13 protein-coding genes are annotated in these 17462 nt (G+C 30.7%); 9 read left to right on the top strand and 4 right to left on the bottom strand.

What is annotated here, in order from left to right; translation table 11 throughout:
* Together HKP59_RS05660 and HKP59_RS05665 are read right to left on the bottom strand one after the other, a co-directional pair.
* On the bottom strand, positions 1-2933 hold a 2933-nt coding region (locus HKP59_RS05660; protein ID WP_291804387.1), incomplete at its 3' end, for a hypothetical protein.
* A gap of 31 nt (positions 2934-2964) precedes the next feature.
* Entirely contained in the window at positions 2965-3516 is a 552-nt protein-coding gene (locus HKP59_RS05665; RefSeq protein ID WP_291804389.1) for a hypothetical protein, read from the bottom strand.
* Positions 3517-3966: 450 nt separating this feature from the next.
* Between HKP59_RS05665 and lpdA the strand changes: the two genes are divergently transcribed.
* The 6 genes from lpdA (at position 3967) to HKP59_RS05695 (ending at position 11708) form a co-directional block, all read left to right on the top strand.
* A complete protein-coding gene (gene lpdA, locus HKP59_RS05670) occupies positions 3967-5367 on the top strand; it encodes a dihydrolipoyl dehydrogenase (protein WP_291804390.1) in 1401 nt (466 codons plus the stop codon).
* A gap of 67 nt (positions 5368-5434) precedes the next feature.
* Positions 5435-6733 carry an aminodeoxychorismate synthase component I gene (gene pabB, locus HKP59_RS05675; RefSeq protein ID WP_291804391.1) on the top strand — a complete coding sequence of 433 codons (1299 nt, stop codon included), beginning with the start codon at positions 5435-5437 and terminating at the stop codon, positions 6731-6733.
* A gap of 21 nt (positions 6734-6754) precedes the next feature.
* Positions 6755-8101, top strand: coding sequence for a tRNA lysidine(34) synthetase TilS (tilS, locus tag HKP59_RS05680; protein WP_291804393.1), 1347 nt, complete (start codon positions 6755-6757; stop codon positions 8099-8101).
* A gap of 42 nt (positions 8102-8143) precedes the next feature.
* Positions 8144-8509: a hypothetical protein gene (locus HKP59_RS05685; protein ID WP_291804395.1), complete on the top strand. Its 366-nt coding sequence runs from the start codon at positions 8144-8146 to the stop codon at positions 8507-8509.
* 92 nt (positions 8510-8601) lie between these two features.
* Complete coding sequence (locus tag HKP59_RS05690) at positions 8602-11190, top strand: phosphoenolpyruvate carboxylase (protein ID WP_291804397.1); 2589 nt, start codon at positions 8602-8604, stop codon at positions 11188-11190.
* Between the two features lie 2 nt (positions 11191-11192).
* Complete coding sequence (locus HKP59_RS05695) at positions 11193-11708, top strand: DinB family protein (protein ID WP_291804399.1); 516 nt, start codon at positions 11193-11195, stop codon at positions 11706-11708.
* On the opposite strand, the gene HKP59_RS05700 is transcribed toward HKP59_RS05695, so the two are convergent.
* Positions 11705-11905 carry a helix-turn-helix transcriptional regulator gene (locus HKP59_RS05700; protein WP_291804402.1) on the bottom strand — a complete coding sequence of 67 codons (201 nt, stop codon included), beginning with the start codon at positions 11903-11905 and terminating at the stop codon, positions 11705-11707. The two genes, HKP59_RS05695 and HKP59_RS05700, sit on opposite strands and share 4 nt — an antisense overlap.
* Complete coding sequence (locus HKP59_RS05705) at positions 11898-12374, bottom strand: hypothetical protein (RefSeq protein WP_291804405.1); 477 nt, start codon at positions 12372-12374, stop codon at positions 11898-11900. Before HKP59_RS05705 ends, HKP59_RS05700 begins: the two co-directional genes overlap by 8 nt.
* Before the next feature lie 123 nt (positions 12375-12497).
* On the opposite strand from HKP59_RS05705, the gene HKP59_RS05710 reads away from it, so the two are divergent.
* The 3 genes from HKP59_RS05710 to HKP59_RS05720 all read left to right on the top strand — a co-directional run.
* Positions 12498-14888 carry a penicillin acylase family protein gene (locus HKP59_RS05710; protein WP_291804408.1) on the top strand — a complete coding sequence of 797 codons (2391 nt, stop codon included), beginning with the start codon at positions 12498-12500 and terminating at the stop codon, positions 14886-14888.
* Positions 14881-15915, top strand: a complete 1035-nt coding sequence (locus HKP59_RS05715; protein WP_291804409.1) for a LacI family DNA-binding transcriptional regulator — start codon at positions 14881-14883, stop codon at positions 15913-15915. The genes HKP59_RS05710 and HKP59_RS05715 overlap by 8 nt, the downstream gene beginning before the upstream one ends.
* An 18-nt stretch (positions 15916-15933) precedes the next feature.
* On the top strand, positions 15934-17462 hold a 1529-nt coding region (locus HKP59_RS05720), incomplete at its 3' end, for a YifB family Mg chelatase-like AAA ATPase (protein ID WP_291804410.1).

Consider the following 17462-nt stretch of genomic DNA (forward strand, 5'->3'; position numbering starts at 1 on the left):
ATATTCGTTGCACTTAATCCTGTTGCTGGTGACCAAGAGTAAGAAACTCCACCTGTTGCTGTTAACTGTGCCGTGGTATTGGTACAGTTAATCGTTGCATCTGCTCCTGCATTGGCTGTTACATTTATAAAGTTAACTGTTACCGTAGATGTATCTGATGAACAATAATCTGTAGCTGCTAGAGTATACGTATAAACCAAGCCACTATTTGTCCAAACTCCTCCTGCATCTGGTGTATCACCTAACGCATTATATAACTCTAATTCTGTTGGAATAGCTCCTTCACACAATGTTAAGGTTCCATCTGAACCAGCATATGGTGGTTCGTGAACCGTCACAACTAAAGCTACTCTTTCACTTTCACACGTATCTTCACTTGTTTGAGTAACATAATATGTTGTATCTCCAACATCAGAAGTACTAGGTGTTGGTGCAGTTGAACTTCCTGTTCCACCTGCAGCATTTGTATACCATAATAGCCCATTTCCTATTGCTGTTAAAGGACTAGCAGTACTATTTTTACAATAATTTATATTACTTGTTGTTGGTAAATCATCTTGTTGTAAAACATGATTTGTAAATTCATAAAAACAAAGAGTAGAACCAGGAGGGACTGCAAAATATGTAGCAGTTACAGCTGGAAAAGGATTTAAAGCAGTATATTCTATTGATGAACTTGTTACTGGATATTCATTATAATACCTTGATCCTGTTGGAAATTCTGCTTGTACTTCTGAAATTTGTATTTGATTGCTTTCATAATTACAAAATGTAAAATCCCGAATTGGTACATAATTACTACAATTTGCATCTACATAATCTTGACCATCTATATAAACAATAATAGGTGTTGGGATTGGTTCTCCTTCACAAGGGCCTGATGTTTCGTACCCTTGGTATAGAAGTTGGGTAAATGAAGTTGATGTTGTTACACCGGTACCACTAATCGTTCCGTTTAATGCAACCTGAGAATCACACATAGTATTAACCAAGAGGCCACAATCTGTTGTTGCTCTTAATTTATATGTTAAAGTAGCTAAAACATCAGCTGGGTCAAAAGGCATAGGCAACGTTCCTACATCCCAAATAACAGAACCGGTTGCTCCGGCTGATGGATCAAAGTAGGGTACATTTGTTGTAGATAAAGGTGCATTTACTGTAAACTCAATACTTGAAGGTATATACGTCGAAGTATAAGGTACTGGAATACTAATGAATAAATCATTAATTGCCTCTGTACCTTTATTCTTTAAAGTAAGAGTGTATTCTATTTCTTCTCCTGGCAATACATTTAAAACTGTTGGATATACCACATGATTAATTTCACTAACTGTAATTACACCTTCAGGCTCTGGTATATAAGAGTCTACTGAGTATGTAATATTAAAAATCACATAAGTATCTTGTGTAGACCCGTACCTAAAACGTGTTGATGTTTGATTATTTGAAATAACCTCATTATTATTATTATCTATTTCAAATTTTACAATATCTATCCCAGTATTATTATTAAGTTCAGGGTCTCTAACATTCGTATCTGTCTCAATAGATGAATTAAAAAAGTTAGTAAATTCATTTTCTGAGTGCTTTAAATTTACATATTGACCATCTGATTGTTTTTGAATTTGAAAATAATCACCAGTAATATTTCTATCTCCTTCACCTGCAATTAAACCTAACTTAAAATTAACATCCCCTGTTTGAACAGCTTGAAATCCTTCTACGTCTAGTGTATGGCTAATAGTAGTGCTTCCTTGAACATATGCATGGCCATCAAAAACAGTAACATCACGCCATTTCATTTTTGAATTTTCATAAACAACAACCATACCCCAACCACCGTAATATCCTGTTCCGCCTCCATCGCCTTCTAACAAAGCTATATCAGCAACAAAATATTCACCTATTCCATTCTCTCTTACATATTCAGTAATTTCTGAAAAAGCAGAAAACATGCTACCATCCTCAGTTGTTGGATAATAAATATCATTTGTATTTGCGGTTATTGTAGAATAACTTGAAGAGTTTGGCCCTTTTAAAGAAACTTTACGTTTATCAAAATCTTTTACAACCTCAATTGTTTTAGGTACTGATTTTAAATATGTTATATCTACAAATGCACTTGTTGGTGCATCGTCATCAGAATTGGCACCATCTCTTTCTAATCTTGTAAGTTTAAGCGTATAATTAGCATCTGAAAAAATAACATATGCCGGGTTTAAATTGGTATAATCTCTATGAACATCATCCCCATCTGATTCATCCATAAAATCCTGAATTGGACCATCATTAATAGATATTTTAAGTAATTGTGTTCCATTATTATTATAATGAATAAATGCAATTTTATCATCTCCATCTTCAGAAGACTGAAATGTGTAGGTAATAATTCTGTTATTGCTATCGCCTGAACGGCTTATCTTTAGTTCATAATTTGTGTTCGGAATATCTTTATTATCATAAATTCTTTCAGAATCAGTTACTTCTACATCTTCAAATTCACCTGTTGGAAATTCTTTTGTAACTTGGAAAGTATCTGAAGATCCAGCTCTACCTGTCCAATACAGACCAGCAAAAAGTATATTTGAACATTCAGGGTTTGCATTATTTTCAGTAGAAAACTCTAAAATTGATGAAGACGAGTTCCAAGTGTTATTGTCGGTATCAATATCTACATATCTCATGTCATTGTACCCATTATCTTCGTCTTTGTCATAATCAACTAGGGTAAGGTTAGTATTCCCTAACATTGAGAAATCTCCTTTAACATGGTATGTAGTATTTTCAGGTGTAAATTCAGAGGCTCTTGGCGTGAATGGAACTCTTACTTGACTATAACTATTAAAGCTAAAAATTATTAACACAAATGCTAATAATCCTAACCTAACTAGTTTTTTGAAAGTATGTGACTTTAAGAAGTAATTTTTTTTCATGTCTAAAAATTTTTAATGTCCTAAAACTAATTTATGATGGGTTACTTACCATATAGAAAATAATAATCTTAGGATCTGCATTTAAAATAAATGAACTAATATCATTTGCTGTACACTTATAACTGCATTGTATATAAATGTATTTTAAACTATCAAAGCCATCAATACTTGAGAAATCAAAACGATTGTTAAATTCACTTTGATTTTTAATTTTAATAGTTAACAGTTCAACATTTTTTAACCGTGAACTATTTCCTTTTAAGGCTTCTAAAGAAGAAGAATTTTGATATTTCAAAATTAATGGAGATGCTTCTCCAGAAACTTTTTTAATTTTATTCTTATTAACGTATATAGTTGGCTTCAAACCTTTCTTTAAATCAAAAAACCCTTGTCTAAAATCATTAGTTGATTTTACCGACCTAGAACTTTTAGCAACTTTTTTTGAAATTGATGCGTTCTGAAAATCTTGTTCTGTAAGTTCATAAATATTTGAACTTTGTGCAGATAGATGATTTATACTTAACACTAAAAAACAACCTAAAATGAAATACTTCATTAAAGATATTACAGTTGTACTTTTCATAATTATTTAGTTTAATCTAACTCAAAAATCAAGCTAATGATTTTTATTTTTTTATACTTTTAAGCCATGCAATCATTCTAAAAATAATTTAAATATTTTAGATGACTCACTTTACCAACACCTATATGTTGATAAATTAACGGTTAAAAAATTTGAGTAATGTGGGGATGCATTTTCTCTTTACAACAACAAATATATCTCATAAAACCTTTAAAAAAGAGGCGTACGGCGTTTTTTAAAAAAAAAATTAACAATTGGTTAACATTCTTTAACAAATGGACTAAAAAGATAACAATACCTATTTGAGGATTTGTATGACTTTTATCATAAAATACATATTTTTTGATAGTTATTATTATTTATACTGATTTTAAATAAAATTTTTAATTCTTTCATAAATAGACAGATAAAAACTCTATTTTTGTATTCTATTTAAATTAAAAGTTACTTATGAATACATATGAAGTGGCCATTATTGGCTCAGGACCTGGAGGGTATGTTGCGGCAATTAGATGCGCACAATTAGGACTAAAAACAGCGATTATTGAAAAATATAATACACTCGGCGGAACTTGTTTAAATGTGGGATGCATTCCATCAAAAGCTTTATTAGCATCTTCACATCACTATTATGACGCTACCAAACACTTTTCAACTCACGGAATTAATACAACTAATTTAACCATAGATTTTAAGCAAATGGTTCATCATAAAAATGAAGTAGTTGCGCAAACATCTGGTGGTATTAACTATTTGATGGATAAAAATAATATTGATGTTTTTCAAGGTGTTGGAAGTTTTAAAGATGCTACACATATTACCATTACAAAATCTGATGGGAGTGTTGAAGAAATTGAAGCAACAAAAACAATTATTGCTACCGGTTCAAAACCATCAACTTTACCCTTTATTGAACTAGATAAAAAACGTATTATAACCTCAACAGAAGCTCTAAATTTAACGGAAATTCCTAAGCATTTAATTGTAATTGGTGGAGGTGTTATTGGTTTAGAAATGGGGTCGGTTTATAAACGGTTAGGCGCTGATGTTTCTGTTATTGAATTTATGCCAACTATTACTCCAGGAATGGATAATATGTTAAGTAAAGAGTTACAAAAATCGTTAAAAAAACAAGGCATTAAGTTTTATACTAGTCATAAAGTAACTTCAGTAAAAAATACTGGAAAAGAAGTAGTTATTACTGCTGAAGATAAAAAAGGAAATCTAGTCGAATTTAAAGGTGATTATTCCTTAATTTCAGTAGGAAGAAAACCTTATACTCAAGGCTTAGGGTTGGAAAATATTGATATTAAAGTTTCTGAACGTGGTCAAATAGAAACTAATGATCAGTTGCAAACTAATGTATCAAATATTTATGCAATTGGCGATGTTGTTAAAGGTGCTATGCTAGCTCACAAAGCTGAAGAAGAAGGCACCATGGTTGCTGAATTAATTGCAGGACAAAAACCACATATTAACTATAATTTAATTCCTGGAGTTGTTTATACTTGGCCTGAAGTTGCTTCTGTTGGCCAAACTGAAGAACAGCTTAAAGAAGCTGGTGTAAACTATAAGTCTGGAAGTTTTGCTATGCGTGCTTTAGGTAGAGCGAGAGTTAGTATGGATTTAGACGGTCAAATTAAAGTACTAGCTGATGCTAAAACTGATGAAATTCTTGGTGTTCATATGATAGGCGCTAGAGCAGCTGATATGATTGCTGAAGCTGTAATTGCTATGGAATTTAGAGCTTCCTCTGAAGATATTGCTCGTTCATCTCACGCACACCCAACGTTTACCGAAGCTTTTAAAGAAGCTTGTTTAGCAGTAAATGACAGAGCTATTCATAGTTAAAAAATAAAAACAGAACATTCTAAAAAAAAGTCCTTTCATATGAAAGGACTTTTCTATTTTTGTTTTTATGCAACGAACTAGTTATAAAATTCATATTGACACTATATCTGAATTTAAAACACAACTTTTACAATGGGCGCAACAGTTTAAAACAGCTATTTGGTTAGATAGCAATAACTACCCTCAAAAGCAATCTAGTTTTGATGCAGTTCTTGCTGTAGATACTATCTCGAAAATTGAAACATCCTATACAAATGCTTTTCAGCAATTAAAAGAATATCAATCTACAGTAAACGATTATATTTTTGGTTATTTAGGATACGATTTGAAAAATGATGTGGAAAATTTAACCTCATCTAATTATGATGGCTTACATTTTTCCGATTTATTCTTTTTTCAGCCTAAAAAAATCTTCCTCATAAAAGATAATATGCTTGAAATTAAATACGTTTCAAATTGTGAAGACGAAATTGATCATGATTTGAGAAATATCCAATCCGCAACTTACAGCCAACAACTAACAACAAATACTATTAAAATCAAACTTCGAATTCATAAAGATGAATATTATAAAAAATTAAATTCATTATTAAACCATATCCATAGAGGTGACATTTATGAGGCTAATTTTTGTCAAGAATTTTATAGTGAAAATACAACCATAAATCCGCTAGAAGTTTATCAAAGTTTAAATGAGATTTCTACTCCTCCTTTTGCTACCTTTCTAAAAACAGATAACAACTACTTACTTTCTGCTTCACCTGAACGTTATCTAAAAAAAGAAGGAGAACTTGTTATTTCTCAACCCATTAAAGGAACCGAAAAAAGAGCCAATTCAAAAGAAGAAGATTTAAAGTTGATTAAAGCTTTAGAAAAAAACCCAAAAGAACGAGCTGAAAATATTATGATTGTCGATTTAGTTCGAAACGATTTATCACGTTTCGCAATTAAGCGATCTGTTAAAGTAGATGAATTATGCAAAGTATATACTTTTAAACAAGTACATCAACTAATTTCAACAGTTTCTTGTAAAGTAAAAACTACTACACACCCTGTTGATATTGTAAAAGCTACTTTTCCAATGGGCAGCATGACTGGAGCGCCAAAAATTTCTGCATTAAAAATTATCGAAGAACTAGAAGAGACAAAACGCGGCTTATATTCTGGTGCAGTTGGTTATTTTACACCAACAGGAGATTTTGATTTTAACGTTATTATAAGAAGTATTTTATACAATGCTACAAAAAAATATGTTTCATATTCAGTTGGTGGGGCGATTACTGCCCAATCGACTCCTGAAAAAGAGTATGAAGAATGTTTGTTAAAAGCAAAAGCTATGAAACAAGTTTTATTAAACACTAAATAAGTATATTTACTTCATATAGTTATGAAAGCTGAATTAGAAAAACATATCAATCAAAACTTACCATTTTTAAAGGGTAAAAAACTATTAATTGCAGTTTCTGGAGGAATTGATAGTATTGTGCTCACACATTTATTGTACAAATTAAAATTTTCAATTTCATTAGCGCATTGCAATTTTTCTTTAAGAGGAAAAGAAAGTAATGGAGATGAGCAATTTATTATAGAATTAGGAAAAAAATTGAACATCCCTGCATTTACTATTCAATTTGACACTGAAAAATATGCTGCAAAAAAAGGAATTTCAACTCAAATGGCAGCACGCGATTTACGTTATAATTGGTTTGAAAAAATATGTAGTGAAAACAAGCTTGATTATATTATAACTGCCCATCAAAAAGATGATGTTATTGAAACTTTTTTAATTAATTTAACGCGTGGAACTGGATTAGATGGCTTAACTGGAATACCTGAAGTTAATAAAAATATTGTACGTCCTTTGCTACCTTTTAGTAGAAATGATCTTATTATTTATGCTACCAGAAAAAAATTACAATGGCGTGAAGATAGTTCGAACTCATCTATAAAATATGTGCGAAATAAAATTAGACATAAGGTAGTTCCTTTTCTTAAAGAGCTGAATCCTAATTTATTAAATTCTGTTAATTCTACTATTGAGAATTTAAAGGGAAGCCAGCAAATTGTAAAAGATAGAGTCCATAACGTTCTTCAAAAGGTAAGTAAAACTGAAGGAGAAGAGATCCATTTTAATATTTTAGCCTTAAAAAAATTAAGTGAGCCTAAAGTGTATTTATACCAACTTTTAAACACATATGGGTTTACAGAATGGGATGATGTTTCTAATTTATTAGATGCACAAAGTGGTAAACAAGTTTATAGTAAAACGCATCGTTTATTAAAAAATAGAGATAGTTTAATTTTATCTAAAATTGAATTTCCAAAAGAGATTGAAAATTATCAAATTAATGAAAACACAAAGGAAATTAATAATCCTATTTCTTTGAAATTTGAAACGCATATGATTCCGTTTGACACTAAAAACAATCAAAATAAAGTGTTAGACCAATTAATTTTTGATGATGTAAATACAATTTCTATTGATGCGAATAAAATTGAGTACCCTTTAACGATAAGAAAATGGAAAAAGGGTGATTACTTTTATCCAATTGGTTTACAAGGAAAAAAGAAGTTAAGTAAGTATTTTAAAGATGAAAAATTATCGCTTTTAGATAAAGAAAGTACTTGGGTTTTATGCTCAAATAATGATATTGTATGGGTTATTGGAAAACGATTAGATACTAGATTCAAAGTAGAAAAAAATACTTCCGCTATTTTAAAAATAAAATCATAACTTTATAAGTTAAGTTGAACTTTTAAATAAATATTAATTTCAATGCAAAAACTAGTAACTCTAATTTTTTTATTTTCTTTCGTGTTGGGAATTTCCCAAGAGAATGAACTGAAAAATAAAAAATCTACCATCCCAACAAGTATTTACACATCAACAATAGTTTCACCCGATTTAAATAGTCCTTTCATAATTAATAATAGATTAAATTTAAAGTCGTTCAATTTTATTATATTAAATCAAAATAGCATTGAAGAGAACTTTTTTACAATTCCAATATGTAATTTAGATCAGCCTCCAACCAAATTTATTTACGATTCCTACAATCGCTTCTACCAAAATTCGATTTTAAAACAATCTTTTTTTAAAGTATCAGACTTATACAGAGTGAGAGCTAAAAATCCTCTTTAACGCAGTTCCAAAAAACGATTTCGTTAAATTAACTTTTAATTCTGACTATTTAAACGAAGCTTTTTGTAATTTCCACATTTTAATTTTAAAATATGCACAAACAACCAAAACTAAATAGGTTTAACGAAAATGTACTAGCAAAATACCAAATATATAATAGTATATTTATGACACTTCCGTTTGATGCAATCTCCAAAACTGGTGTATTGCTTCCATTATTTCATGATGTTTGTAAAAACGGATTTGCAAGTAAGTTAAACCCTTCTGAAATTGTAGAAAATTTCTTTAAAACCTATCAAGAAAACCCTTCAGAAAAAGAAAAAATAAATTTACTCTTCAAGTTCATTCAATATATAGAGCGACAAGTTGTTTTATTTGATGCAATTGAAGATGCTGCATTTCCTATAGTGAATAATATGGATGGTGTTGGTACTTTACGAAATAGTAAAGAAACAGCTGCTATGGAAAATAAAAAAGAAGCGTTAAAAAAGCATTTAGATGATTTTAAAGTTCGTGTTGTTTTAACAGCACACCCTACGCAATTTTATCCGGGATCTGTATTAGGAATTATCACTGATTTGACAGAAGCCATACAAAAAAACGACCTACTTTTAATAAATCAACTATTAGCTCAACTAGGAAAAACACCCTTTTTTAAACACGAAAAACCATCTCCTTTTGATGAGGCCGTTCGACTCATTTGGTATTTAGAAAATGTATTTTACCAATCTATTTCTCAAGTTTACAACTACATACAAAGCAATATATATGACAATCAACAAATTGATAATGAGATTATTAATTTAGGTTTTTGGCCAGGTGGAGATAGAGACGGAAATCCGTTTGTAACAACAGAAATCACCTTAAATGTAGCGCAGCGTTTAAAACAAGCAGTACTTAAAAGTTACCATAAAGATATTCGGCTTTTAAAAAGACGATTAACCTTTTCCGGCGTTGAAGAAATTATATTTGAATTAGAAAACTTGCTTTTTGAAAATAGTGTAAATCCTGAAGCAAATACTATGATTTCGCTTGAAGAATTTAAGAATAAGTTACAGCAAATTAAAGAAATACTCATCACTAAACATCAATCTTTATACATTACTGAAATTAATGATTTAATAAACAAAGTTCACTTATTTGGGTACCATTTTGCTTCATTAGATATAAGACAAGATAGTAGAGTTCACCACAATGTATTCTCTGAAATTGTAACAACATTACAACACCACGGCAGTACATTATTTCCTGAAAATTATTTGAAACTTTCTGAAAATGAACAACTAGAAATTCTTTCTAAAGTAGAAGGTACTGTAGATATTTCTATTTTCAAAAATGAAATGGCAGTTAAAACATTAAGTTCTATTCATGCTATTAAAACGATCCAAAAAAACAATGGAGAAAAAGGCTCTAACAGGTATATTATAAGCAATAACCAAACAGCTATCAATGTTATGGAAACATTTGCTATGTTTAATTTATGTGGTTTTAAACATACTATAACGGCTGATATTATTCCACTTTTTGAAACTGTTGATGATTTATCCAATGCGCCAAGTGTTATGGAAAAGTTATATGCAAATAACATCTATAGAGAGCATCTCAAAAATAGGAATAACAAGCAAACAATTATGCTAGGTTTTTCTGACGGGACTAAAGATGGAGGTTACTTAATGGCAAACTGGTCAATTTTTAGAGCGAAAGAACATTTGACAGAAATATCTAGAAAACACAATATAAAAGTAATATTTTTTGATGGTCGTGGAGGTCCACCTGCTCGTGGTGGAGGTAAAACTCATCAATTTTATGCTTCACAAGGTCCAACAATTGAAGATGAAGAAATACAATTAACTGTTCAAGGTCAAACTATTAGCTCAAATTTTGGAACGTTAGATTCTTCTCAGTACAATATTGAACAATTGTTAAGTGCTGGTATCTCAAATGAATTATTTAGCAACACAAATAACATCATGACTAAAAGTGATGCCAACATCATGGATGACCTAGCAACCACCAGTTATAATGCCTATGTTGACTTTAAAAATCATCCGAAATTTATGCCATATCTAGAGCATATGAGTACTTTAAAATATTACGGAAAAACGAACATTGGAAGTCGCCCTTCTAAACGTTCAAAATCAGCTGAATTAAATTTCTCTGATTTACGCGCAATTCCGTTTGTAGGTTCTTGGAGTCAATTAAAACAAAATGTTCCGGGGTTTTATGGTGTTGGCACAGCGCTAAAAAAATATGAAGATAATGGTGAATTTGAAAAAGTAAAGAACTTGTATAATACGAATGATTTCTTCAAAACTTTGATAGGAAATAGCATGATGGCCTTATCAAAATCATTTTTTACCTTAACTGAATATATGGCCAAAGATGAAGAATTTGGGGAATTTTGGAAACTAATTCATCAAGAATATGAAACTTCAAAACGCTTAATTCTAAAGCTGTCGGATTATGATGAATTAATGCAGAGTAATAAAGTTGGAAAAGCCTCTATTGATATTCGAGAGCATATTGTATTGCCATTACTCACAATTCAACAATTTGCTTTGCTTAAAATTCAGGAAATTCAAAAACAAAAAAATCCTGATATGGATTTATTAAAAGTGTACGAAAAAATGGTAACACGATCCTTATTTGGAAATATTAATGCAAGTAGAAACTCAGCATAACTATGACAGCACATCAAATTGGAGAGAACGAATACAACCCTTATTACAAAATTTATATTGAAGATTTAGGAAATGTTGAACTTATAGAAATTCTAAATACTTCTTTTGAAGATTTTTTAAATACAGTGAAAAACTTACCTGAGCAAAAATTAACTTACCGTTATGCAGAAGATAAATGGACTATTAAAGAGTTGATTCAACATTTAATAGACACAGAACGCATAATGAGTTATAGAGCTTTAAGATTTTCGAGAAATGACACTACAGAATTATCAGGTTTTGATGAGAATTGGTATGTAACTAATTCGAATGCAAATGATAGAGAAATTGTAGCTATTCTTGAAGAATTTAACAATTTGAGAAAAACCACTATTTCTTTATTTAAGAGTTTTTCAAATGAAATGTTAACAATTTCTGGTTTAGCAAACGGTAGTGAAATGAGCGTAAGAGCGCTAGGCTTTATAATTGCAGGTCATCAATTGCATCATTTAAAAGTAATTAAAGAAAAATACCTTTAATCGTTATTATCTAAAAAGAAAATTTCGTTAACCGGCTTTTTAAATATATTAGATATTTTTAAAGCCAAAACAGTTGAAGGAACATATTTATTTAACTCCATAGCATTCACTGTTTGCCTGCTTACACCAATCATTTCGGCCAATTTAGCTTGCGTTATATTATGAATTGCACGTTCTACTTTTAATGTATTATTCATCTTCAATTACCTTTTTAGATTTATATAACACATAATGAAAACGTACAATAAAAAACAATAAAACCGTAAACATATTGTAAATTAATACATTAAAAAAACTCAAATCAAAAACAAAAAGTATCGCTAAAATTAAAACGCCATAATTTACATAAGTTGCCCAAATTAAGGATTCCATTCTAATTTTTGAAATGTACTCATCTTCATCTTTTGTTTTAGAAAATGCCACTAAAATACCTCCAAAAATTATCACTATTGCAACAAGTTCATCTGCAATATTATTAGTGCTCCATTCCAAAGGTTTATTTGGCGAAAAAAATCCACCATCTGAGACTAATGGAAAAACTTTAATTTCTAAATCAAAATAATCAAAATCATTAATCATTAAAAAAATTCCAAAACATAAACCTATCAATAATAAAAGCCAACCTAATGGTTTTAACTTATGCGAAAATAAAAATCTTGAATTCATTTTAATTACTATTTAGATTTCAAATGTAAAGTTTATTTTACATATAGACAAATATTTCTTACTATTTAGTTTCGTAAGATTTAAAATACTATCTTTGAAGGTACTAAGTCAAATCACTTTTAAATGCGTATTTTAAAAAAAATTCTGGTTGTTTTAGTTACACTAATTATAATTATAACTATTGGTGGTTATATCTATTATAACAGCTTAAAACCTTCCTATTCTGGTTCTATTTCTTTAGTAGATATATCAAAAGAAACCGCTGTTTATTTTGATGACTATGGAATCCCACATATTTATGCTGAAAATGAATTGGACGCAATAACCGCCTTAGGATATGTTCATGCGCAAGACCGCCTTTGGCAAATGGAATTAATGCGAAGAATAGCCCCTGGTAGATTGTCTGAAATTTTTGGTGAGAAAATGTTAAAAAACGATCAGTTTTTTGTGAGTTTGGGAATTGAAGAAGCTTCAGAAAAATCAATTAAAAACCTTGACACAAATAGCGAAGTTTATAAATTAGCTATGGCCTATTTAAGTGGCGTAAATCAATTTATTGACAATGGTCCTACTCCTATAGAATTTACTTTAATTGGAGTTGAAAAAGAACACTATCAATTGAATGATGTTTATAATATTATGGGTTATATGTCTTTCAGTTTTGCAATGGCACAAAAAACAGATCCATTTTTAAGTGTTCTAAAAGAGAAACTAGGTGATAGTTATTTAAAAGAATTAGATATAGATATTAATCCTAATACAGTACTGATCAAAAATGCCAATCCAGAAACTGAGAGTTATTCTGAAATGGTTTCAACTATTAATGAAATAATGAAGAACAATCCAATACCTCCATTTATTGGAAGCAATAGTTGGGTAGTTTCACCTAAAAAAACAAGTACAGGAAAAGTGTTGTTTGCAAACGATCCTCATATTAGTTTTTCTCAACCAGCAGTTTGGTATGAAGCTCATATTTCAACTCCAAATTACGAATTATATGGGTATCATTTAGCGGGAGTTCCATTCCCTTTATTAGGACATAATAGAAATTACGCTTATGGCTTAACAATGTTTGAAAATGATGATATTGACTTTTATAAAGAAGAAAATCACCCAACAGATCAAAATAAATATAAAACACCTAACGGATATGCTAACTTTCAAAAAGTGCAAAAAACAATTAAAGTTAAAGATGCAGAAGATGTACTAGTTGAAGTTAGAAGCACCAATCACGGTCCAATAATGAATGATGTTGTTGATGCTATTTCTCAAACTTCACTTATTGCTATGTCATGGGTTTTCACACAATTTGAAGGTAAAATGTTAAGTGCTCTTTATAACATTTCAAGAGCTAAAGAAATGAGTGACGTTAAAAAAGGTGCTGCTATGATTCACGCTCCTGGCTTAAATGTAATGTATGGAGATGCGAAAGGAAATGTTGCTTGGTGGGCTACTGGAAAATTATATAAACACAAACCACATGTAAATTCTAAATTTATTTTAAATGGCGCATCAGGTGAAGACGAACCTACTGAATATTTAAGTTTTAATCAAAATCCAATGGCTGAGAATCCAAGTTGGAATTATGTGTATTCAGCAAACAACCAGCCAGATACTATTGCGAATATCTTATATCCAGGTTATTATTTGCCAGAAGATAGAGGAAGACGAATTGTAGAGTTATTAGAACCAAAAAATGATTGGGATAAAGAATCCATTGCTGAAATGATTAATGATGTTACCTCATCTGTTTCACCAAGTATTATAAAAGAGTTTACATCAACTTTAGCCAATAGCACATTCAACGAAAAAGAGCAAAAAGCACTTGAAATTCTTCAGCTATGGGATGGGTCAAATACATTAGATGCTATCGCCCCAACTATTTATAACAAACTTATTTATCTTTATTTAAAAAACACTTATGAAGATGAACTAGGTGAAGAATTATTTAAACAATTTTTAGATACACATTTATCTAAAAGAGCCATTGCAAACCAACTAAAAAAAGACACTTCAATTTGGTGGAATAACGTACATACTTCTGATAAAATAGAAGATAAAAAAGCTATTCTTTCAAGCGTATTAATTGAAACTGTAACATCACTCGAAAAGCAATTGGGAAGTGATATGACAACTTGGAATTGGGGAAAAGTTCATACCTTAGAGCATGAGCATCCTTTAGGAACTGTAGATGCATTAAAAAGTTACTTTAATGTAGGTCCATTTCCAATAAATGGGGCTAGAGAAGTAATTAACAATAGAGGCTACGAATACGATAATACCGGATTATATAAGGTAACCGATGGGCCTTCAACTAGAAGAGTTATTGACTTTTCAGATGTTGAAAATAGTATTAGCATTTTACCTACTGGACAATCTGGAAATCCTTTCAGTAATTTCTATAAAGATCAAGCTGAAATGTTCAACAATGGAGAGTTTAGAAAAATGAAAATGAATAAAGAGGAAATTATAAGTGTTTCAACCAAATTAATTATTCAACCAAAAGATGAATAAAAGAATTACCATAAAACAAATTGCGAAAGCATTATCCGTCTCTATATCAACAGTTTCTAAAGCTTTAAATGATAGCTATGAAATTAGTGATGAAACTAAAAAAAAGATTAAAGATTATGCGAAATTGCATAAATACAAACCAAATACCTTAGCCTTAAGTTTACAAAATAAAAAAACAAAAACTATTGGAATTATTATCCCTAATATTTTAAATTATTATTTTGCACGAGCTTTACGAGGCATAGAAAAGGCAACTACTGAACGAGGGTATAACATTATTACCTGCATTACCAATGAATCTCACAAAAAAGAGGTTGATACTATGGAAATGCTTTCAAACGGAACCATTGATGGATTTATTGCTTGCCTTTCAGTTGAAACCTTAAAAACTAAAAACTTCGACCATTTTCACAATATTATAGAAGAAGGAACTCCGATAGTGCTTTATGACCGTGTTCACAAAAATATACATTGTGATAAAGTAGTTACTGACAATATAAAAAGTGCTTATAAAGCTACACGATTTTTAATGCGATCTGAATGCAAGATTATTGCATTAATTACTACTTCAGAAGGCTTAAAAATAAATAAGTTTAGAGTTAAAGGCTATTTAAAAGCCCTTACAAAATATGGAATTGAACCTAATGAAAATTTAATTATTAGGTTAGAAGATGAAACCAATCTAAAAGAACGTATTAACCACATGCTTGATACTAATAACGTTGACGCTATTTTTACAATTGATGAAATTTCAGGGGCAATTGCTACGCAAGTTTTAAACGCTAGAGGAATACAAATTCCTGAAGATATCGCTATTGTTGGGTTTACAAATGGTATTTTATCAAGATATAGTAGTCCGCCTTTAACAAGTGTTAATCGTTTTGCTCATACAACTGGTGAAGTTGCGGCCAATAGATTGATTGATAAAATTGAAGGAAAAATTGAATTTGAAAATATTAAAACTGAGATCATTAAAACTAAGTTAGTTGAACGCGATTCAACAAAAAAGATGTTCGTAAAGTTTTAAGAAAAAAAAGAAAAAAATATGCTAGTGAAAATTTTTGGCAGCGCTGTCTTCGGCGTTGAAGCCACTACTATTATTGTTGAAGTAAATATTGATAAAGGCATTGGATATCATTTAGTGGGCCTGCCCGATAATGCCATAAAAGAGAGTAGCTACAGAATTTCAGCTGCGCTTAATAATAACGGCTACAAACTTCCAGGTAAAAAAATTACTATTAATATGGCGCCTGCAGATATGCGTAAAGAAGGTTCAGCTTACGACCTAACTTTAGCCATTGGAGTTTTAGCTGCCTCAAACCAAATACAATCAGAAAATATTGGAGATTATTTAATTATGGGAGAACTTTCGTTAGATGGAAGTTTACAACCTATAAAAGGGGCATTACCCATTGCAATAAAAGCAAGAGAAGAAGGCTTTAAAGGATTTATTCTACCGAAACAAAATGCTAAAGAAGCCGCCATTGTTAATGATTTAGAAGTTTATGGTGTAGAGAACATTATAGACGTAATCAATTTTTTTGATAAAAAAACAGCACTAGAAAGGACTATTATAGATACTCGAACGGAGTTTTATAAAAATTTAGACAATCCCGAATTTGACTTTGCAGATGTAAAAGGACAAGAATCTGTAAAACGTTCCATGGAAATTGCTGCAGCAGGTGGTCATAACATTATTTTAATAGGACCTCCAGGAAGTGGAAAAACCATGCTCAGCAAACGATTACCTTCAATTTTACCTCCAATGACCTTGCAAGAAGCATTGGAAACCACAAAAATACATTCAGTTGTTGGTAGAGTAAAAGATACTGGTTTAATGGGACAACGTCCCTTTAGAGCACCTCACCACACTATTTCAGATGTAGCCCTTGTCGGAGGCGGACAATATCCACAGCCAGGAGAAATTTCATTGTCACATAATGGCGTTTTATTTTTAGACGAATTACCCGAGTTTAAGCGAACTGTTTTAGAAGTAATGCGACAACCTTTGGAAGACAGAGAAGTTACCATTTCTAGAGCAAAATTTTCTGTAACGTATCCAAGCAGCTTTATGTTAGTGGCAAGTATGAATCCAAGTCCTAGTGGTTACTTTAATGACCCTGATGCTCCGGTTACCTCATCACCTGCTGAAATGCAACGCTATTTAAGTAAAATTTCTGGTCCGCTGTTAGATAGAATTGATATTCATATAGAAGTAACACCTGTTCCGTTTGAAAAACTTTCAGAAGAGCAACTTGCAGAACCAAGTAAACTAATTAGAGAACGTGTTACAAAAGCGAGAGAAAAACAATCTCTTAGATTTAAGGACATTAAAAACACGCACTACAATGCGCAAATGACGGTAAAACATATTCGAAAATTTTGTGTATTAAATGAAGAAAGTAAAACACTTCTAAAAACTGCAATGGAGCGCCTAAATTTATCCGCCAGAGCGTATGACAGAATTTTAAAAGTTTCTAGAACTATAGCAGATCTTGAAAATGTGGAGGAAATTTCTACAGCACATATTTCTGAAGCTATTCAATATAGGAGTTTGGATCGTGAGGGTTGGTT

This window comes from Lutibacter sp. (assembly GCF_013041805.1).
Lineage (GTDB): Bacteria > Bacteroidota > Bacteroidia > Flavobacteriales > Flavobacteriaceae > Lutibacter.